This is a genomic window from Azomonas macrocytogenes, assembly GCF_014191985.1.
Lineage (GTDB): Bacteria > Pseudomonadota > Gammaproteobacteria > Pseudomonadales > Pseudomonadaceae > Azomonas > Azomonas macrocytogenes.
In genome coordinates, this window is sequence record NZ_JACHXI010000022.1 from 14020 (window position 1) to 32366 (window position 18347).

General features: G+C 57.6%; 19 protein-coding genes. 9 read left to right on the forward strand and 10 right to left on the reverse strand.

All coding sequences use genetic code 11. The annotated features are described in order from the left end of the window. Positions 1-22 precede the first annotated feature (22 nt). Complete coding sequence (locus tag FHR87_RS16320) at positions 23-1051, reverse strand: DUF5924 family protein (protein ID WP_183167805.1); 1029 nt, start codon at positions 1049-1051, stop codon at positions 23-25. Positions 1052-1730: 679 nt separating this feature from the next. Between FHR87_RS16320 and FHR87_RS16325 the strand changes: the two genes are divergently transcribed. The 3 genes from FHR87_RS16325 (at position 1731) to FHR87_RS16335 (ending at position 4574) form a co-directional block, all read left to right on the forward strand. Continuing rightward, positions 1731-2018: a PA4642 family protein gene (locus tag FHR87_RS16325; protein WP_183167806.1), complete on the forward strand. Its 288-nt coding sequence runs from the start codon at positions 1731-1733 to the stop codon at positions 2016-2018. A gap of 248 nt (positions 2019-2266) precedes the next feature. After that, positions 2267-3823, forward strand: a complete 1557-nt coding sequence (mqo, locus tag FHR87_RS16330) for a malate dehydrogenase (quinone) (protein ID WP_183167807.1) — start codon at positions 2267-2269, stop codon at positions 3821-3823. Positions 3824-3986: 163 nt separating this feature from the next. Further along, positions 3987-4574, forward strand: coding sequence for a YajG family lipoprotein (locus FHR87_RS16335; RefSeq protein ID WP_183167808.1), 588 nt, complete (start codon positions 3987-3989; stop codon positions 4572-4574). Positions 4575-4647: 73 nt separating this feature from the next. On the opposite strand, the gene FHR87_RS16340 is transcribed toward FHR87_RS16335, so the two are convergent. Beyond that, positions 4648-5811 carry a 1-acyl-sn-glycerol-3-phosphate acyltransferase gene (locus FHR87_RS16340; protein WP_183167857.1) on the reverse strand — a complete coding sequence of 388 codons (1164 nt, stop codon included), beginning with the start codon at positions 5809-5811 and terminating at the stop codon, positions 4648-4650. A gap of 87 nt (positions 5812-5898) precedes the next feature. Here FHR87_RS16340 and FHR87_RS16345 point away from each other — a divergent pair, with 87 nt between their 5' ends. The 3 genes from FHR87_RS16345 to FHR87_RS16355 all read left to right on the forward strand — a co-directional run bounded on the left by FHR87_RS16345 (position 5899) and on the right by FHR87_RS16355 (position 7795). Next, positions 5899-6081: a CPXCG motif-containing cysteine-rich protein gene (locus FHR87_RS16345; protein WP_183167809.1), complete on the forward strand. Its 183-nt coding sequence runs from the start codon at positions 5899-5901 to the stop codon at positions 6079-6081. Between the two features lie 177 nt (positions 6082-6258). Continuing rightward, entirely contained in the window at positions 6259-6876 is a 618-nt protein-coding gene (locus FHR87_RS16350) for an SOS response-associated peptidase (protein ID WP_183167858.1), read from the forward strand. Positions 6877-6973: 97 nt separating this feature from the next. Then, positions 6974-7795 carry a M48 family metallopeptidase gene (locus tag FHR87_RS16355; protein WP_183167810.1) on the forward strand — a complete coding sequence of 274 codons (822 nt, stop codon included), beginning with the start codon at positions 6974-6976 and terminating at the stop codon, positions 7793-7795. 47 nt (positions 7796-7842) lie between these two features. Here FHR87_RS16355 and FHR87_RS16360 read toward each other — a convergent pair whose 3' ends face one another. The 5 genes from FHR87_RS16360 to FHR87_RS16380 form a co-directional block, all read right to left on the reverse strand. Next, positions 7843-8844, reverse strand: coding sequence for a methyltransferase (locus tag FHR87_RS16360; protein ID WP_183167811.1), 1002 nt, complete (start codon positions 8842-8844; stop codon positions 7843-7845). A 79-nt stretch (positions 8845-8923) separates the two neighbouring features. Continuing rightward, positions 8924-9886 (reverse strand): 2-hydroxyacid dehydrogenase, encoded by a 963-nt coding sequence (locus FHR87_RS16365; protein WP_183167812.1) that lies wholly within the window; start codon positions 9884-9886, stop codon positions 8924-8926. A gap of 19 nt (positions 9887-9905) precedes the next feature. Further along, positions 9906-11234, reverse strand: a complete 1329-nt coding sequence (gene guaD, locus FHR87_RS16370) for a guanine deaminase (RefSeq protein WP_183167813.1) — start codon at positions 11232-11234, stop codon at positions 9906-9908. Positions 11235-11595: 361 nt separating this feature from the next. Beyond that, positions 11596-12276: a TetR/AcrR family transcriptional regulator gene (locus tag FHR87_RS16375; protein ID WP_183167814.1), complete on the reverse strand. Its 681-nt coding sequence runs from the start codon at positions 12274-12276 to the stop codon at positions 11596-11598. 251 nt (positions 12277-12527) lie between these two features. Beyond that, positions 12528-13292: a tRNA-uridine aminocarboxypropyltransferase gene (locus tag FHR87_RS16380; RefSeq protein ID WP_183167859.1), complete on the reverse strand. Its 765-nt coding sequence runs from the start codon at positions 13290-13292 to the stop codon at positions 12528-12530. A gap of 122 nt (positions 13293-13414) precedes the next feature. On the opposite strand from FHR87_RS16380, the gene FHR87_RS16385 reads away from it, so the two are divergent. Together FHR87_RS16385 and dinB are read left to right on the forward strand one after the other, a co-directional pair. Then, positions 13415-13813, forward strand: a complete 399-nt coding sequence (locus FHR87_RS16385; protein WP_183167815.1) for a PA3611 family quorum-sensing-regulated virulence factor — start codon at positions 13415-13417, stop codon at positions 13811-13813. Positions 13814-13876: 63 nt separating this feature from the next. Then, positions 13877-14935, forward strand: coding sequence for a DNA polymerase IV (gene dinB, locus FHR87_RS16390; protein WP_183167816.1), 1059 nt, complete (start codon positions 13877-13879; stop codon positions 14933-14935). Between the two features lie 283 nt (positions 14936-15218). Here dinB and FHR87_RS16395 read toward each other — a convergent pair whose 3' ends face one another. The 3 genes from FHR87_RS16395 to FHR87_RS16405 form a co-directional block, all read right to left on the reverse strand. Continuing rightward, positions 15219-15620, reverse strand: a complete 402-nt coding sequence (locus FHR87_RS16395; protein ID WP_183167817.1) for an META domain-containing protein — start codon at positions 15618-15620, stop codon at positions 15219-15221. Beyond that, entirely contained in the window at positions 15617-16054 is a 438-nt protein-coding gene (locus FHR87_RS16400; RefSeq protein WP_183167818.1) for a hypothetical protein, read from the reverse strand. Before FHR87_RS16400 ends, FHR87_RS16395 begins: the two co-directional genes overlap by 4 nt. A 153-nt stretch (positions 16055-16207) precedes the next feature. Beyond that, a complete protein-coding gene (locus FHR87_RS16405) occupies positions 16208-16993 on the reverse strand; it encodes a dienelactone hydrolase family protein (RefSeq protein WP_183167819.1) in 786 nt (261 codons plus the stop codon). Positions 16994-17155: 162 nt separating this feature from the next. Here FHR87_RS16405 and FHR87_RS16410 point away from each other — a divergent pair, with 162 nt between their 5' ends. Beyond that, positions 17156-18340 carry an MFS transporter gene (locus FHR87_RS16410; RefSeq protein WP_183167820.1) on the forward strand — a complete coding sequence of 395 codons (1185 nt, stop codon included), beginning with the start codon at positions 17156-17158 and terminating at the stop codon, positions 18338-18340. Positions 18341-18347: the final 7 nt, after the last annotated feature.

An 18347-nucleotide genomic window follows, 5' to 3' on the forward strand; every position in this document is an offset into this window, starting at 1 on the left:
TGTCGATGACATGGACAGATAGCTACCGAGTCACCTCGAAGCGCAGTATGCCAATCAGCTGTCCTGCTTCGGTGGTTACCCGCACATGCCATTTGCCTGCCGGGTTTTCGGGAAAGTTGCGTTTATAGCTCCAGGCACGATAACCCGCTTCCCGCCCACCCTTGATATCCAGCGCGATACGGTCGATCTGCCGGCCTTCGTAAAGCCATTCATGGTAGATCCGCTCCTTAAGTCCGCGTGGAGCGCTGATCGCGGTATAGGCATAGAGTCCGTTCGCTTTGAGCTGTTTTACCGTCAGCCGGTCGATACTGTCAGCCGGCGCGCGGCCGTGGTTATCCAGATGCATGGTAACCGAGATCTGATTGAGCCTGAGGGTAGCCGGCGGAACCCAGGTTCGCCCCAGCCATCCTGCTGTTGCAGTGAGGGCGACCAGGCCGACAATTGCCAGCAGGCGGCGCCAGCCCCAATTCGCAAACAGGCCACTGAAGCTGGGTAGCGCTAATATCAGGGCTGTCCCCAGGGCGAGGCGATAGCTCTGTGGCGTGGACAGATGAAACACGATCGGCAGGATGGTCAGCAATACCGCAAACAGGGTCAGCGCATGAAAGGCCAGGTACAGCCAGCGTCGTTCTGCCAGCCATTTGTAGTACAGCGGATCGATCACCGAAACCAGCGCTGCACAGCCCAGTAACCCGGAAAAAATCGCTTGTCCGCTGTTCCAGGTGGTCGTTACGGTAAAGAACGGGATGACGAAAAACAGGCTTTCCTGGTGAATCACCTGGGTTGCATAGCGCAACAGTGCGGTTGGCAATTGCCAGCCGAAGCGGCTCAGCAGGAAGCGACGCAGAATATTTTCCAGAGTCAGCCAGAGCCAACTGATCAGCATGACCAGGGCTACGACCTTTGCCAGCCGCGCCTGGCGTTCCACGAGAAAAAAGCTGGCCACTCCAGAGCAGAAGCCGAAAAGGGCCACGGCTCCGGGATAGCGGTGCGTCAGCCTGGCGACGATATTCAGTAGTTGGGTCAGACGGTTTTTCCAAGTCAGAAGCATGATGGCAAGTTATTCAAATTAGAAAACATTCATGAAAGCGCGGATCATGGGCTCAAGTTGGATCTTTCGAAAGCGCCTTGGCCAACCAGGCCAGCCTGTTTGGCCTGACAGTGATGGTGAGTGTCGGTTTTGGCTGGTGCGTTAGGAAAGGCAACTGATCAGATCTGGTTTCCCTGGTTTCGATTGGAGTTATCCAGTTATCCCAGAAGTCTGTGTAGCACCCTGTGGATAATCATGGGAAAGGACTTTCCAGGCCTTGCAGCACTAGGCGTTACCGGTGTAGTACAAAAAATGCACACAGAGGATTTGGTCTTTTATCGACCTCCATTCTGATTCATATGTCAAGTATTTGTGCGTTTTTGCTTGGTGCCATTGATCAAGTGTGAGTTTTCCACGGAATATGTGGAGAGGCCTGTGGATAACCTGGGAGAAAAGCCAAGCAGTCGTTCATTTGCATAGCCCTGGGCAGTATTGAGCAAAAAGTATTCAATCGCATGGTTTTTCGGATTGCCCCGCAGGGATCCGGCAAATGCCGGGATTGAACAGTTGGCCGCGAGACAGGCGGTAGCTGGATTATGAACTGCGACCTTAGTCGGAAGGAACTTCGGTGCGTTGAGCACATCGCTTCTCGAAGGTACACTCCAAGCCTTATTCAGCACTTGCTTACGGGGAGGCTAGTATGCGTAAAGACAAGAAGCAGGTGATCGGAGAGGAGCTTCCTGATGAAGCGATCAAACTATTTCTCCTACCTGAACCTGCTGACGATACCCCTCCTGCGTTACATAAACTTATCAAGGCATATCGGGGTTTGCGTGTGGACGACTTCGCTCGTTACCTGGAGTTTTTCGTCGCTCAGGGCCTGGATCTGCGCACCAAAAATGCCAAAGGTGAAAGTTTTCTCGACCTGGTCGGCGATCAGCGTCAGGCTGCGCCTTATGTCGAACTGGTGAAAGCCGCTCGGGCCTGATCGATCCTGCATGCTTCTTGATTTGCCAGACAGGAATGACGGTGCTGCCGAGATAATCCGGTAGCTTCGATGGCCGGTAGGCCGGCTCGAAACGAGAGTCTTGCGATGCGTCCTGCTCGAGTATCGGGTAAAACACCCGCCGAGGTGCGGGCGTGTGGCGATTCAAGGTGGCCACAAGCCGCCTGGCAGTTGAATCGGAACATCGGTTCCGACTGGTCGGATGATCCGCTTTCTAGAGCGTTCGGCCCATGGTTTCGCGCGCGCCGCCTACCGCGGTCGCGAAAGTCTTTTGCTGTGTTCTGGGAGAAGCGTTAATGACGCAAAATAGCGACGCGCTGGATATGGTGCTGGTTGGAGCTGGCATCATGAGTGCCACACTTGCGGTATTGCTCAAGGAGCTCGATCCCAGCCTCAGGCTGGAGATCGTGGAAATGCGGGAGGCCGGAGCGACAGAGAGCTCCAACCCATGGAACAATGCTGGCACCGGTCACGCTGGACTTTGCGAACTGAATTACACCCCTCAGGCCCAAGACGGTTCCGTCGATATTTCCAAGGCTGTCGTCATCAACAGTCAGTTCGAGGTTTCCAAGCAATTCTGGGCTTATATGGTCGGCAAGGAAGGCTTTGGTGACCCGAGCAACTTTATCAATTCGGTCCCTCACCTGAGTTTCGTTCGCGGCGACAAGGATATCGAGTACCTCAAGAAGCGCCACGAGCTACTCAGCGCTCACCATGCCTTTGCCGATATGGTTTATTCGGAAGATCGCGCCACTATCGCCGACTGGGTACCGTTGATGATGCCGGGGCGTGATGCCGATGAGCACATTGCCGCTACGCGTTCCATGCGAGGAACTGATGTCAACTTCGGTGCCCTGACCAACCAGTTGCTGAAGTATCTGGCTGCCCAGCCAGGTGTAACAGTGACTTTCAATAGCAAAGTGACAGGGCTACAGCGTACTGGTGACAGTTGGCAGGTTGAAGTCAAGAACCTCAATAGCGTACAGACCCGCCAGCTCGATACCCGGTTCGTCTTCCTTGGCGCCGGTGGTGGTGCGCTACCCCTGTTGCAGATATCCGGTATCGAAGAGGGCAAGGGATTCGGTGGTTTCCCTGTCAGCGGCCAATGGCTGCGCTGCGACAATCCGGACGTGGTGAGCAAGCACCAAGCCAAGGTGTACAGCCAGGCCGAGGTCGGAGCTCCGCCAATGTCGGTACCGCATCTTGACACCCGCGTGGTCGATGGCAAGAAGTCGCTATTGTTCGGGCCTTATGCCGGTTTCACTACCAAATTCCTCAAATACGGTTCGATGGCGGATCTGCCTCTATCGATCCGCCTGGGCAATATCAAGCCGATACTATCTGTAGCCCGCGATAACATGGATCTGACTCGTTATCTGATCCGTGAGGTAATGCAGTCGATGGACGAACGTCTGGCCAGCCTGCGCAAGTTCTATCCCGAGGCGAAAGCCGAGGACTGGCGCCTCGAGGTTGCTGGTCAGCGAGTCCAGATCATCAAGAAAGACGAGAAGAAAGGCGGTGTTCTGCAGTTCGGGACTGAGCTGGTTGCGTCGAAAGACGGCTCCATCGCCGCTTTGCTCGGTGCATCCCCCGGCGCCTCCGTTACTGTTCCGATCATGCTCAACCTGATCGAACGTTGCTTCGCCGACAAGATTGCCACTGATGACTGGAAAGCCAAGCTCGGCGAGATCTTCCAGGCTCGCGAGAAAGCCCTGCAGACCGATGCCGAAACCTATCGCAAGGTAAGCGCCGAATCCGGTAAGCGCCTGGGGCTGACTGCTGCCTGATAGCGATTGTTCCATTCTATATTTGCGATTACCGTCCTTCATGCTCTGCATGCAGGGCGGTTTTATTTTGTCGTGTTCGTCTACTCAGTGATTCCTGTCGACACCCGCTGGCTCTCGCTATACTGCCGTCAACATTTCAATACTCAAATTGGAGAAAAACGGCATGCTGCAGCGTTTGTTGTTCGGTCTTGCCCTGATTGCCTGTGTGGGGCTCACCGGCTGCGCGAACAGTCCCCAGCAACTCGATCCTATCCCCAAGCTGAATGACCCCATCACTGCTGTTGGGCAGGGGCAGCCTGTAATAGTGCGAGTGGTGGATGGACGCCCTTCGTCGACGTTGGGTACGCGGGGCGGTATCTACCCAGATACCAGCCTGGTCATCGTGCCAAGTGATAAGCTGCTGCCGAAACTGCAAGCCCAGGTCGAGACTGCCGTACGCCTGCTGGGCTTCACGCCTTCACCAAATGCCGCGAATGCACCGCAGCTGACCGTGACACTGGCCGAACTGAAATACCAGTCGCCCAATGATGACATCTATGTCACCGATGCGGTTATCAACGCTACTTTCCGCCTGGATGTGCAGAACGCCACACGTCGCTACACCGGACGTTACAGTGCCAGTCTCAATCGGCGCTTTGGTATGACGCCAAGCGAGCAAACCAACAACGAGCTGGTCGGCAGTGTGCTGAGCGATGCACTGACTCGGGTATTCAAAGACCAGAATATCGCTCCGCTGCTCGTGCAGCAGTAACAACGATGCACTGCTGAAACACAAAGGCCTGTTCAAGCGACGGGCCTTGTGCTGTTCACGAGTTGTGTTTTGCTCAGAGTGGCAAGCCAGCCTTCACCCGGTACTGGTTGCGTACCGGCATCGCATACTGCTGGATCAGATAGGGACGATGTTCGTTCGGACAGGCGTTCAGGCGCTTGTTCCACTCGTCCTCGGCTTTGGCCAGTTCTTGCCTGCCGAATAGCTCGTGCGCGGCTGGTACTTGCAGCTCCGGTTCCCGTTTCATCCACATGGCATAGGCCAGGTAATGAACGGGAAATAGCCGATAGCCTTGCAGGATCTGCCGATCCAGGGCTGCTGCCATCTGTTTGGCGTCTTCCGGGATTTGGGTCATCGGCGGGCTGAAGTGGATATGTACGCGCCCTTTGTAGCCAGTGATGCCGAGGGCGATGCTGGTGTCATCTTCGCCCTTGGCCTTGCTATAGGTACCGGTAGTGGCACGAATGTAGAGCTCGCGAGCTTTAGCCTGGTCGCAAGGGTCGTATTCGTAGCTGATGGAAACCGGCACAGGGCGCAGAGCCGCCAGGGTTTCGGCAAAGCTTTCGCTCTTGCGGCTCATGTGCATCATCTTGAGGATCGCCGAGTCGGTGCGGTCGTCGCCGTCCTTGGCGCGGCCTTCGGCCTGGGCGATCCAGATGGATTCATTATCGTTGCGGATCGAGTGGTTGATGTAGGCAGAAAGCACCTGATAAGCAGCCAGCTTCTCGCGACGCCCAACCAGTGAGCGATGCACGATAAAGCTTTTATTCAAGCGCATCAGATCGCTGACGAACGGGCGTTGAAGCAGGTTGTCGCCAATTGCGATACGCGGGGTACGCATTTTCGCGTGAAAGATTGCGTAATTGACGAACGCCGGATCCATCACGATGTCACGATGATTGGCGAGGAACAGATAGGCGCAGCCACGCTGCATCTGCTCCATGCCCGAGTAGGTGGTGCCATCGGTCGCACGTTCGACGGTGCGGTCGACGTAATGTTCGATTCGGTTCTGTAGAGCCTCAACTGTAGAAATGCTGCCGAACTGGCGGCGCAGGCGGAAAGCGATGAGCGGTTTGAGCAACCAGCCCAGGGGGCCGGCCAGTCGAGGAAAGCGGAAGTGGGCCAGTACGGCTAGAAGGGCTTCATCTGCCAGCAGTCGATTCAGGACGCCGGGGACCTCGGCATCGGAATAAGGGCGGATGGCTTCGAATTCGTCCATCATGTTCTCGATAGGAAACGGGATACTACGACCCAGCCGGGCCGAAACGGGCGGAGATTATAACGGCTGTCACGGAGGAAGCGATGAATGCTGGAATTACAGGTATTCCAATGCCCCTATTGTGGTGAGCAGGTTGAAACCGTGCTCGATCTTTCGGCTGGTGATCAGCAGTATATCGAGGATTGCCCGGTCTGCTGCAGGTCGATGGTGCTTGATCTGCGTACCGACGGCAGCGATTGGCAGTTGGATGTCCGGCGGGAAGACGATTGACGTGATGACTCCGAGAACAGGGCGATCTACCGGCGTTGGATGTGTTGTCCGGTATTTTGCCGGCAGATGGGCAGGCGCACAGCTTACCCGAGGTCTACAATACGGCCTGGCCGGCTCGCTGCCTGGCAGCGAGCCGGAACGTGATCTTGTCTGCTGATTCGAGAGTCTTTGACCTTCATGTGTGGCCGTTATGCCTTGTTTCGCTGGGACGCGGATTTTGCCGCCTTGCCCGGCTTTCCCGCCGATCACTCGCCCCAGTGGAATATTTCTCCGCACGGCCAGGTGCTGATCCGGCGCAATCTGGGAAATGGCCAGCGACTCGATCGGGTGCGCTGGGGATTGACGCCTGCCTGGCTGACTGATCTTTCTCGCACACCGGCGCAGGCCCGTGCGGAAACCCTGGCGGAGCAGCCCATGTTTCGTGAGGCTTTTCGTCTGCGCCGCGGTTTGTTACCGGCCAACGGTTTCTATGAATGGCGTGGTTCGGTGCGCAAGCGCCCTTATTGGATGACTGGCCCGGTGTCGCTGCTTGGTTTCGCGGCGATTTGGGAGGCCTATCCGGTGCAAGGGCATACTTACCTGAGCGCCGCAGTGGTGACCTTGCCGGCAGCTGGCCTGCGCCGGCCATTGATTCTCGACGAGGCCGGACAAGCCGCCTGGCTGGCTGCCGATACGTCGGTCGCTCAGCTTGCTGCGCTGCTTGGGGCGCAAGCGCCACAGTTGCGGGAACGGCCGCTGGCCGCACTAGTCAATGACCCCAGCCTTGATGGCCCGCAATGCCTGACGCCGGTTTGATTTCCGGCTTGCCTGCCAGTATGTTCACCGACCCTATGGCCGGTGCTCGCTGTATAAAGCATGACAGGCTGGGGCCGTCGTTTTCAGGAGAAGCGAGATGTTCAAACCGTGTTCGTTGCCTATGTTGTTTGCCGCCATGCTGGTGGCTGGTTGCGAGACTGTGAATACCACCAGTGGCGGGGCGGTTGGAGTCGATCGTCAGCAGCGTATGTTCAGCATGTTGTCGACCGAAGAAGTCAACCAGATGTATGCACAGTCCTATCGGGAAACCTTGCAGAAAGCTTCCGAGGCCGGTGTGCTTGATGAGAGCAGTGCGATCACCAAGCGCGTGAATACCATCGCTCAGCGCCTGATCGCCCAGGTTCCGGTCTTCCGCCCGGATGCAGCCCAGTGGGCCTGGGAAGTAAACGTGATCGACAGCGACGAACTGAACGCCAACTGCGGTCCTGGCGGCAAGATCATCTTTTATACCGGGCTGATCGAGGAGTTGAACCTGAGCGATGATGAAATCGCCGCGGTAATGGGCCATGAAATTGCTCATGCTCTACGTGAACACGGGCGCGAGGCGATGTCCAAGGCTTATGGCGTGCAGATGGCTACGCAACTGGGGTCGGCATTTGGCGTCAGTACGGCTGGTCTACAGCTGGCCAATACTGGTGTGCAATATTTGATGACTCTGCCCAACAGTCGTAGCAACGAGAACGAAGCTGACCTGATCGGGCTGGAGCTGGCGGCTCGTGCCGGCTATAACCCGAATGCGGCGCTTAGCCTCTGGCAGAAGATGAATAAGGAAAGCGCTTCCTCGCCACCGGAATTCATGAGTACTCACCCGTCCTCCAGTACGCGGATTACGGAGTTGCAGGCGAATATCCCGAAGGTCATGCCGCTTTACGAAGCGGCGCGGGCGCGTGTCAATTAGGGCCAGTTGGAGCGTCAGCCTCTCAAGATGGGAGGCTGACGGTAGCTTTAGCTGCGTTTGGCGCGGTAGACACGAAACCCCTGGCCTTCATCGAGCACTGTACACGGGCCCACATGCGCTTCGATCAAGGATGGGTACTGCAGGAACGTATTGGCTACCAGCCGCAACTCGCCGCGTGGTCGCAGGTGCTGTGTGGCCTGGGTGAGTAGCCTTTCAGTGGCCCGATAGTCGGTATGCACGCCCTGGTGGAAGGGTGGGTTGCTGATAATGGCGGCCAGCTCCTTTGGAGCGGCATCGATTCCATCGGCACCGATCAACTGGCCATGCAGGCCATTGGCGGCCAGGGTCAGGCGGCTGCTTTCAAGGGCGAAGGCATCCACGTCTTGCAGCAGCAGCTCGCTATGTGGATAGCGGCGCTTGAGAGCGCAGCCGATGATGCCGGCACCACAGCCGAAATCCAGTAAGCGTCCTTCCGGTAAATCGTCCAGCTGGCCGAGCAGCAAGGCGCTGCCGGCATCGAGCCGGCCATGGCTGAATACACCTGGCAGGCTGACGATATGCAGGGGACCGTCCGCCAGCTCAAGGGTAAAGCGTCGGGCCACGTTGGTTAGTGCAGGTACCTGTGGCGGTCGTTCGATGCGCACTTGCCAGAGTTGGCAATGCCGGGCGCTGTCCAGTTTGCTTGGCTTGCCATAGAGCGCAAGATGCTTGGCGGCCCGTTCGATGCCGGCTCGTTTCTCGCCCACCAGGTAAAGTAAGCCGCCATCGAGTCGGGCGGCCAGGCTTTGCAGCAGAAATTCGGCAAGCTCTCGCGACTTGGGCAAAAATAGCACACCGGCTTCGAATGGCGCTTCCGGAGCCTCGGTAGCGAAGCGGCAGCGTTCGTCACCGAAGCGGGATACCAACTGCTGCTGTTCGCCAGCGTGCCAGCTCCAGCCGCTGGCGGCGGGAAGCCGACCGAGCAGATCGTCTGCTGGCAGGCCGGCAAGCAGGATTTTTCCACCGAACAGTGCCATCTGGCGCAGCAGGACTTGGCTTCTTGGGTCCACAGGGCTCCCCTCGGATAAAATGCCAAGGGTAGCAAGAGCGGCCGGGACAAACACTCGAAAGCCTGGGTGACGGTAATTTTTATCCTACCAGTCGGATCGGCCGGCCATCGGCGAAGGCTCGGGCGTTTTCGGCTATTTGCACAACGATGCGCTGGCGAGCCTCGCGACTGCCCCAGGCGGTGTGTGGTGTCACAATCAGACGGGGGATGTCATCGGCCAGCAATGGGTTGCCAGCGGCCGGCGGCTCCTCCAGCAACACGTCGGTGGCGGCACCGCCGAGATGACCACGGCGCAGGGTATCGGCCAGGGCTTGCTCGTCGACGATCCCACCGCGTGCCGTGTTGATCAGGAAGGCTTCTGGCTTCATCAGGGCCAGTTCGCTGGCACCGATCAGGTTGCGTGTTGCTTCGGTGAGTGGGCAATGCAGGGTCAGGGCATCCACTTGGGGCAGCAGTTCTGCCAGCGAGAGGCGATCAGGACGTACTGGTCGTCCCGGCAGGTTGCCGACCAGCACGCGCATGCCAAAGGTTTCGGCAAGCCGGGCCACTTCGCTGCCAAGGGTGCCCTGGCCAAGCAAACCGAGCGTCTTGCCAGCCAATTCGATGATAGGAAAGTCGAGCAGGCAGAAATCCCTGCTTTCATTCCAGCGCCCAGCTGTTACGGCGCGCTGGTAGTCAGGCAAGCGGGTCGCCAGGGCCAGCAGCAGCATCAGGGTGTGTTGGGCTACTGTCGCGGTGCCGTAGCCCTGGCAATTGCAGACGGTGATGCCGCGCGCGCGCGCGGCCGCAATGTCGACATTGTTGTAGCCGGTGGCCGCGACCAGAATCAGTTTCAGCTCCGGGCAGGCAGCGATGGCTTCGGCGCTCAGTCGTACCTTGTTGGAAATGACCGCCTGAGCCCCCTGCAGGCGTTCAATGACTTGCTCCGGTGTGGTTTGCTCGTGACAGACGAGTTCGTCGAAGGCCTGGTGCAAGGGGCTTAGGTCCAGATCGTTCTGGTCCAGTGGAAGCAGGTCGAGAAAGACGGCACGGCGAAGAGACATACTGGATTCCTTTTTATCGTTAAGTGGAAAGTAAGACGGTTTTATCAGTCTTTCCGCGCTCATGCACAAGCCTGCCGGCGGCATAGGTAGCCTTCACGGTACGATCATCCCCGAGGATCATCAGGGCAAAGAGCTTTTCCGCCAGCCCTCTGGCCTGCTCGATCCGCTGGGCTAGCAGTGGCGTAGCGAAGTAGTCCAGTACCACGAAGTCTGCTTCCTTGCCCGGTTGCAGGTTGCCGATGCGATCATCCAGGTAAAGCGCCCGCGCACCGCCCAGGGTCGCCAGGTAGAGTGCCTTGAATGGATCGAGCGATTGCCCCTGCAACTGCAGGATCTTGTAGGCTTCATCAAGGCTGCGCAGTTGGGAAAAGCTGGTGCCGCCACCTATATCGGTGCCCAGGCCGACACGCACGTCATGCCGTTCCAGCCTGGCCAGGTCGAACAGGCCGCTGCCGAGGAACAAGTTGGAGGTCGGGCAGAAAGCCACCGTTGAGCCGGTCTCGCCGAGCCGTTGGCACTCGTCGTCGCACAGATGGATGCCATGGGCGAATACCGAGCGTGCACCAAGCAATCGATAATGGTCATAGACATCCAGATAATGCTTGCGCTCGGGAAACAACTCTTTCACCCACTGCACTTCCTGGCGGTTTTCGGCGAGATGGGTGTGCAGGTAGAGATCGGGGTATTCACCAAGCAGCTTGCCGGCCAGTGCCAATTGCTGCGGCGTGCTGGTGGGAGCAAAGCGCGGAGTGACAGCGTAGTGCAGGCGCTTGCGGCCGTGCCAGCGCTCGATCAACGCTTGGCTATCGGCGTAACCCGATTCGGCCGTATCGGTCAGATAGTCGGGCGCATTGCGATCCATCAACACTTTGCCAGCGAGCATACGCAGGTTCAGGCGCAGGGCTTCCTCGAAGAAAGCTTCTACCGATTCCTTGTGTACCGTGCAAAATACCAGCGCCGTAGTGGTGCCGTTGCGCAGCAGTTCGCGCAGGAAAAAACGTGCCTGGAGGCGAGCATATTCAAGATCGGCAAAACGGCGCTCGGCCGGGAAGACATAAGTTTGTAGCCAATCCAGCAACTGCGTGCCGTAAGAGCCGATCATGCCTTGTTGCGGATAGTGGATATGGGTGTCGACGAAACCAGCGGTAATCAGGGCGTCGCTATATTCGACCACCTCGACTCCCGCTGGCAATTGAGGCAACAAGTCATAAGCATGCCCGATCCGAGCAATTCGCCCATGCTCGACGACCAATAGACCGTCAGTGAAATATTCATGGGATTCCTGGCTTTCTGGAGCGGCGAGAAAGTGCAGCACAGCGGCGCGATAGGCTTTGACAGAATCGCTCATGGCAACCTCGGTGCGGATATTTATTGCCTGGGTCGGCAGTAATAGAGCTTGGCGCACTGTTATCGCTGATGGAAAGCACCTCGTAAAGCTGGATTGCTTACTTCGGTAGCCTGGTGATTGCCATCTGTCCCTCGGGCGGCGATTGTTTTGTGCGGCGAAGCCGGCGAGCCGAGCGACTTGCCGAACAGGGATAGAAGCAGCAGGGCTGCATCGCAATCTAGTGGCCTGTTTGGTTGATTCGATTAGCCAATGCCGGTGCCCGAAGCGCCGATACAGCGTTGCCACTGCCCACCATCGCTCTGCTATGGTTCGTTGTGGCATCTGGTCTCGAAACTCCGGTCAGCCGACTTGAGTCAATCCATTAACCGCACAGGCTATTAGCTGATTGATTGGGAGGAGTCAGTCCGCAGCCTTTCAGGATAAGGCCTATGAGATTTTCGGTTGCTTGTTCGAAATCTTCGCGGTTCATGCGTCGATTACCGGTTACGAGGCAAATCTGTTCGGAGAAATCAGCATAGTATTTAGTGCTGCTCCATATCAGAAAAATCAGCTGGATCGGATCTACCTGAGCCATTTTCCCGTCGGCGATCCAGGCTTCGAATACGGCGGCACGGCCACGGAACCACGTCCGATAGTCTTGATTGTAGTGGTTGGAAAGATACTCGCAGCCCCCAATGATCTCCATGGCGAAGATCTTGGAGGCCTGGGGATGGCGGCGGGAAAATTCCATCCGTGCCCGAATATAGGTCGCCAGGGCGATTGCCGGATCGTCCTCGATAGTCAGGGAGTCGAAGGCGTTGTCCCAGAGCTCCAGGATATGCCGCAGAACCTCCATGTAGAGGCCCAGCTTGCTGGTGAAATAGTAATGTAGATTGGCCTTGGGCAGTCCGGCACGCTGTGCAATGACATTCATGCTGGTTCCCTTGAACCCATGACGGGCGAATTCCTTGGCCGCTGCGTCGAGAATCTTCCCTTTGTTCTTCAGGCGGATGCGTCCTGCAGGTTTTTCGCTGGAGACACCGGTTTGCTCAAAATTGATCATGGCTCTTCCTTGAATCGTTATTTTCCTACCTGGTTTTCAAGCCGGGTGGAGTGAAAATCGCTACCTTCCGGGTACGCAAATTCGAAGCCAGTTGTATCCGATACTCTGGCTGCCAACTGACAACATCTTCTGTTGACGAACCGGTAAGGTGGTGCCTGGTGCTCCTTTGGGCGAAAGAAGCTTGTTCACAAGCACTATTTCACTACCGATTCTATTCAGGTTGTGGTGTTCATTTCCAACCGGCGGTCCGGTTAGGTGGCCTTTTGATCGCAAATGAGTGGCATTGGTTCGCAATAATGCTGGTGATCTTTCAGAATGCGATGCGCTTGATCGTTTGGATCGAGTGGCCGGCGGTGTTTGGCGGCCAGGTAGTGACTGGTGAAAACATCCAGCCATGCATCCAGCAACTCGCCGGCTTGCCGGTCACCGGCCAGTTGCAGGCACAGCGCCGCGACTTCGGCGGTGCACAAGTGTTCAGCACAGGTCGAGCGCCGTAAGCGATAGCGGGAAAGTGCCTCCGGTTGCAGGCTGAGTACCGGTAATGCATCCAGGTAAGGGCTCTTGCGAAACATCTTGCGGGCTTCAGTCCAGGTGGCGTCCAGCAGGATGAATAACGGGCGTTTGCTCGCTGGAAGTGGCAATTGGATGTCGTTTACGACCCGTCCAGGGGCAGTATATTCGCCAGGAAATACGACGAACGGTTGCCACTGCGGCTCGGCAAGGAGTTGCAGCAAGCGCTCGTCGACACCGGTCCGGTACCAAGTGAATGCCCAGGTATCGGGAACGATATCGGCAATCAGCCAGCCTGTGTTAGTGGGTTTGAGCGGTTCGATGTCGTGCATCAGCAGGCAGACGCCGGCATTGTTCATCGGAACGTGCGGCAGCCACGAGCACAGGCAGTGGGTAAGTGGCACGCGGCAATGCGGACAGCGCTGAATGCGCGAACCTCGGGCAACGAATGGTTTTTCGCTACGGGCAAGGCGCTCGGCGCGCAGGCGGGCAACAGCATGAGGCATCATGGAGTGGACAGAATGGCAGGGATCGGTAGTCTAGCAGGCTGCCCAATGATTCGACATTGGCAAGCTGAACCTGACGGAAAGCATGCCAGTCGAAGTTGCTCATTCGTAAAGGAGGTTTCATGAAACAGCTGCCGCTGCTGTTGCTGCTCTGTCTGATCTGGACTGGCGCACAGGCTCAATCATTGATGGAGTACGAGGTAGAGCGGATGCTCGAGCAGGTCGCTCGCGAGAGTAACGTCGGAACCCCGCGCGCGATCAACTCCGACCTGCTTGATCAGGGGTATACGGTTGATGGTACTACGCTGGTCAACTTTATCAGTGTCCAGCCGCGGCACGCAGCGATGATGCGGGACAATCCCAAGGATGTGCGCAAGCAGCTGACCAAAAGCGTCTGCCAGAACAACGGGTTCCGCAAACTCTTGGAAAACGGCGCCAAGCTGCGTTACGAATTCAGCGAGTACAAGAGCAACCGTCCGATCGCCACTGAGCATTTCGCTGCCAAGGATTGCAAGCTGTAAGTTACTGCAGTCGGGGCAGGGCCCTGGCTGCGCATCCTTCTCAACCGGTCGAAACGATGGCCCATGACGCGGCGAAAAATCATCCATGTGGATTGCGATTGCTTCTATGCCGCCATCGAAATGCGCGACGATCCGCAATTGGCCGGCCGACCGTTGGCGGTTGGTGGAGCGGCTGCGCGGCGTGGCGTGATCGCCACCTGCAACTATGAAGCCCGCGCTTATGGCGTGCGCTCGGCAATGGCTTCCGCACACGCTCAGCGTCTTTGTCCAGAGCTGTTGATCCTGAAACCGCGGATGGATACCTACCGTGAGGTTTCGCGGCAGATTCACCAGATATTCCAGTCCTATACCGAGCAGATCGAGCCGCTTTCCCTGGACGAGGCTTTTCTCGATGTAAGCGATTGCGCGCATTTCTCCGGCAGCGCTACGCGTATTGCCGAGGATATCCGTCGGCGGATCTGGCAGCAGCTGCGTATTACGGTGTCGGCTGGGGTGGCACCGAACAAGTTTCTCGCCAAGATCGCCAGCGACTGGAATAAACCGGATGGGTTGTTCGTGATCACACCTGATCAGGTCGAGGATTTCGTGCGATTGCTATCGGTCGACCGTTTGCATGGCGTGGGTAAGGTTACCGCCGAGCGGCTGCAGCGGATGGGTATTCGTAACTGTGGTGACTTGCGCGAACATGCCAGAAACACTCTGGTTCAAGAGTTCGGTGCATTCGGTGAGCGCTTGTGGAGTCTATCCAGAGGCATTGACGAGCGCCCGGTAAACGTGGCGAACCGGCGCCAATCGGTCAGCGTAGAGCGAACTTTCGAGAAAGATCTGCCCGACTTGCCGTCATGCGTCGCGCAGTTGCCGTATTTGCTGGATGAATTGTCCGTGCGTCTGGCCCGGCTGGGGGCTGGTTATCGTCCGGGTAAACCATTCGTCAAACTCAAGTTTCATGATTTCAGCCAAACGACGTTGGAGCAGGCTGGTGCCAGGTTGGACAACAATGAATATGCCCAATTGTTGGGACAGGCCTTTGCGCGTGGTTGCAAGCCGGTACGGCTGGTCGGAATCGGTGTGCGGTTGATCGATACATACGGCGAGCAGCAACAGCTGCGTTTGTTTGAGTAGCGTCGAGTCCGCCAGGCTACCGCGAGAGCAATAAAAGAGGGAGCTCCCTGGCCTGCCTGTACCAGGGGTCCCAAGAGAACCCAGTCTCCTTGAATAGCAGCACAAGCTATGCCAGGCATTCATAGATAAGGCTGCTGTTCGTCGCAGTGCTTGCCAAGGTCGATATCAGGCGAGGTTGGCGGGCAAGCGAAACGGCTGGCAGATTTCCTTGTGCTGGACTTTGTGTCAAGGATATGCCCTCGGCTAGAGCGATTTACCCTGGCGTGCCCTCTTTTGTGACGTTTCAGTCGTTCTGGCCGGGCCAGAAGCGTAGCGGCTTGCCCTGGACCGGCCATAGGCGTAGCTGGTCTATCGACGAAATATCCCAGTGCTCCACATGTGCCAGCAGATTCAGGAAATGCCGTTCCTGGCGATTGAGTTCCTCGGTGCATGCCTTGCGCGTGCTCCCGATATTGCTGAAACGTAACTGCTTTTGTTCCAGGCTGTAGGTTGCGAACCAGTGGTTGCACCCCGTATTGCCGTAGGCCCGGCCTTCGCTGAAGGTCAGGGAAACCTGGCGTTGCCCGATGATCGGGTCGGCGCCGATCCACTCGGCAATGTAGGTCACGTCTTCCTGCACACTTGGTGGCGATGCTGCACAGCCAGTGAGGCCGAGAATCAGGGTCGCCAGCCTGTAATGATTCATGGGCGCTCCTTCCGGCACGCTGGACAATGACAGTAGCCATCCTGCTGCTGCCAGCCGATTTCGGTGAGCCGCGCTGCGATGGCGGAGAGCTTCGCCGCTTTGCCCAACGCTGCGTCCAGGGCGACTTCCATATCGAGTCGCTTGCCACAGGCGGCACAGTCGAGCCGTTCTTCGACGATGCGCAACTCACGAAAGGCCGGACCGTTGGCCACTGCCAGCCATTGGCCTGGCGGGTTGAGCTGATAGCGGATCTTTTCCACGGTCAGCCGCAGAGACAGTTCGCGGCTGCCTTTAAGCGTGACCAGCAGGATATCGCCCTTGCGAATCGAGCCACCCGTGCCGGTCACCTGGTAACGTCCAGGGGTGATTGCGCGGCATTCGGTTAGATTATGAACGGGGTTGAGCAGGGCATAGCGAAAGTCATGTTCGGACATTGTGGCAAGGACGGCGGTAGGCTAGGTACGTGGGATGTCGCATCGTAGCACGAGGCTTGCCCGGGAAAGTCGAGGACCGAGCATGCTCTTTCGCAAAGCGGTCATTGGCGAGCACATCAGGTACCAGCGAAGTAGTCTGGCTTGTGTGCTGGCTCAGTCGTCGAAGGTCCGTTTGAAAAATAGGGTCATATCCGCCCAGGAGCGTTCGTCGGCCCGCTTGTTGTAGGCGACATCCAGGCCTTTTTTGCTGTTTTCATCGGCGGCTGGATTGGTGAAGGCATGTTTGGCACCGGGGTGACTGACCAGTTGATAGTCGACACCAGCCTTGACCATTTCCGCGCTGATCGCGGCCACATCGTCTGCCGTGACCATGCTGTCCGCTGCGCCATGCTCGACCAGAACGCGCGCCTTGACAGCTCCGGGCGTGGCTGGATTGCGGGTAACCAGTGCACCGTGGAAACTCACCACGCCGGCCAGCGGTACCCCCTGGCGGGCCATCTCCAGTACCACGCGGCCGCCGAAGCAATAGCCGGCGGCACCGATGCGTCTGGGGTCGGTCTGTGGTTGTCGCTGCAGTAATTCCATGCCCGCCATGAAGCGGGATCGTGTTGTTTCGGCGTTCTGCAAGGCGGCCTGCATGAATGCCTTGGCATCCTGGGGATGCTCGGCGACCTTGCCCTCGCCGTACATGTCGATGGCAAGAGTGCTGTAGCCCAGTTTGGCCATTTCCCGGGCGCGTTCCCGGGCGTGATCGTTGAGACCCCAGAATTCATGGACCACGATAATACCGGGACGCGGGCCCTGAATTGTATCGTCGTAGGCGTGGTAACCGACCATGGTGGTGCCATCCTCCGCCGTATAAGGGATCTCGCGGGTCTGGATATCGGCTGCAGCGAGCGTGCTGCAGGTCAGCAGCAGGCCGGACAGAGCTTGGCGCATCGACTGTTCCTTGGGTGAACGGTATGAATGGAAAACCATAGACGCAATCCTCCTGGGCCGCGAGTCGCTGATAGCTATGGATTGTTGTACACAGGCAACTCGATCAGCGGTCGTGATAGGCTCAATCCCTCTATATATGCACCAGTGAGTACGGTTTTATAGATGTCCAGCCAAGCGACTTCTTCGTATTTCGTACGGGGTACTGCAGCTTATCGCAAGGCGACGCTGGCGCTGTTTTGTGCAGGTTTCGCCACCTTTGCACTGTTGTACTGTGTGCAACCGCTGTTGCCGCTCCTAGCTACGCACTTCGCAATCTCTGCCGCGAGCAGCAGCCTGGTATTGTCGCTGACTACGCTGAGCCTGGCTGGAGCCCTGCTGGTTTCCGGCGCGCTGGCGGAAAGTTGGGGACGTAAATCGGTCATGGGAATTGCGCTGGGGCTGGCCTGCCTGTTGGGCGGTGCCTGTGTTTGGGTAGATTCCTGGCACGCTTTACTGGTTTTGCGTGCGCTGCTCGGCTTGGCCCTGAGCGGCCTGCCGGCCGTAGCAATGGCTTATGTAGGCGAGGAGTTCCATCCCGATTCACTGCCGGCGGCAATGGGGCTGTATATCGGCGGTACTGCGCTGGGTGGCCTGCTTGGCCGGATGCTGGCAGGGTTGTTAAGCGATCTCGGTGGTTGGCAAGTGGCGTTGGGAGGCATTGCTGCGCTTGGTTTTCTATCTCTGGGCCTGTTTCTCTGGATGCTGCCACCGTCCCGGCATTTCACCGCCCAGCCGCTTTCTCTGGTAGGTCTGCTGGCCAACTTCCGCCTGCATTTGGCCAATCCGATTTTGCGTATGCTGTTTTTGCAGGGCTTTTTGCTGATGGGCGGCTTTGTAGCCCTGTTCAACTATATCGGCTTTCGTCTGGCGGCAGCGCCTTTCAATCTTTCTTCCACGGTGATCGGCCTGTTGTTTGTCGCTTATCTGGCCGGGATTTTCAGCGCAGGTTGGGCTGGGCATCTGGTGCCTGTCCATGGTCCGCGCAAGGTACTGCAAGGCGGTATCGGTTTGATGATGACTGGCGTCGTACTGTGTGCCACTCCCTGGCTGATCTGCATCTTCCTGGGACTGATTTCGCTCGCGCTGGGTTTCTTCTGTGCCCACTCCGTAGCCAGCGGCCAGATTGGTGTCAATGCCAGGAGCGCCAAGGCGCAGGCAGCGGCACTGTATCTCTGCGCCTACTATTTGGGATCGAGTGTCGTGGGGTATGTGGCGGGTTATGTCTGGGAGCATGCCGGCTGGTTGCCGTTGCTGGCGGTACTGGCCGGGTTGTTCATGATTGCAGGCTGGCAGGCTCGGCGTCTGTAGTTACCTG

Bases quoted from the DNA above. Each gene is read 5' to 3' on its own strand.
- FHR87_RS16320 (WP_183167805.1), bottom strand. From the start codon at position 1,051: ATGCTTCTGACTTGGAAAAACCGTCTGACCCAACTACTGAATATCGTC.
- FHR87_RS16325 (WP_183167806.1), top strand. From the start codon at position 1,731: ATGCGTAAAGACAAGAAGCAGGTGATCGGAGAGGAGCTTCCTGATGAA.
- mqo (WP_183167807.1), top strand. From the start codon at position 2,267: ATGGTTTCGCGCGCGCCGCCTACCGCGGTCGCGAAAGTCTTTTGCTGT.
- FHR87_RS16335 (WP_183167808.1), top strand. From the start codon at position 3,987: ATGCTGCAGCGTTTGTTGTTCGGTCTTGCCCTGATTGCCTGTGTGGGG.
- FHR87_RS16340 (WP_183167857.1), bottom strand. From the start codon at position 5,811: ATGGACGAATTCGAAGCCATCCGCCCTTATTCCGATGCCGAGGTCCCC.
- FHR87_RS16345 (WP_183167809.1), top strand. From the start codon at position 5,899: ATGCTGGAATTACAGGTATTCCAATGCCCCTATTGTGGTGAGCAGGTT.
- FHR87_RS16350 (WP_183167858.1), top strand. From the start codon at position 6,259: ATGTGTGGCCGTTATGCCTTGTTTCGCTGGGACGCGGATTTTGCCGCC.
- FHR87_RS16355 (WP_183167810.1), top strand. From the start codon at position 6,974: ATGTTCAAACCGTGTTCGTTGCCTATGTTGTTTGCCGCCATGCTGGTG.
- FHR87_RS16365 (WP_183167812.1), bottom strand. From the start codon at position 9,886: ATGTCTCTTCGCCGTGCCGTCTTTCTCGACCTGCTTCCACTGGACCAG.
- guaD (WP_183167813.1), bottom strand. From the start codon at position 11,234: ATGAGCGATTCTGTCAAAGCCTATCGCGCCGCTGTGCTGCACTTTCTC.
- FHR87_RS16375 (WP_183167814.1), bottom strand. From the start codon at position 12,276: ATGATCAATTTTGAGCAAACCGGTGTCTCCAGCGAAAAACCTGCAGGA.
- FHR87_RS16380 (WP_183167859.1), bottom strand. From the start codon at position 13,292: ATGCCTCATGCTGTTGCCCGCCTGCGCGCCGAGCGCCTTGCCCGTAGC.
- FHR87_RS16385 (WP_183167815.1), top strand. From the start codon at position 13,415: ATGAAACAGCTGCCGCTGCTGTTGCTGCTCTGTCTGATCTGGACTGGC.
- dinB (WP_183167816.1), top strand. From the start codon at position 13,877: ATGACGCGGCGAAAAATCATCCATGTGGATTGCGATTGCTTCTATGCC.
- FHR87_RS16395 (WP_183167817.1), bottom strand. From the start codon at position 15,620: ATGAATCATTACAGGCTGGCGACCCTGATTCTCGGCCTCACTGGCTGT.
- FHR87_RS16400 (WP_183167818.1), bottom strand. From the start codon at position 16,054: ATGTCCGAACATGACTTTCGCTATGCCCTGCTCAACCCCGTTCATAAT.
- FHR87_RS16405 (WP_183167819.1), bottom strand. From the start codon at position 16,993: ATGCGCCAAGCTCTGTCCGGCCTGCTGCTGACCTGCAGCACGCTCGCT.
- FHR87_RS16410 (WP_183167820.1), top strand. From the start codon at position 17,156: ATGTCCAGCCAAGCGACTTCTTCGTATTTCGTACGGGGTACTGCAGCT.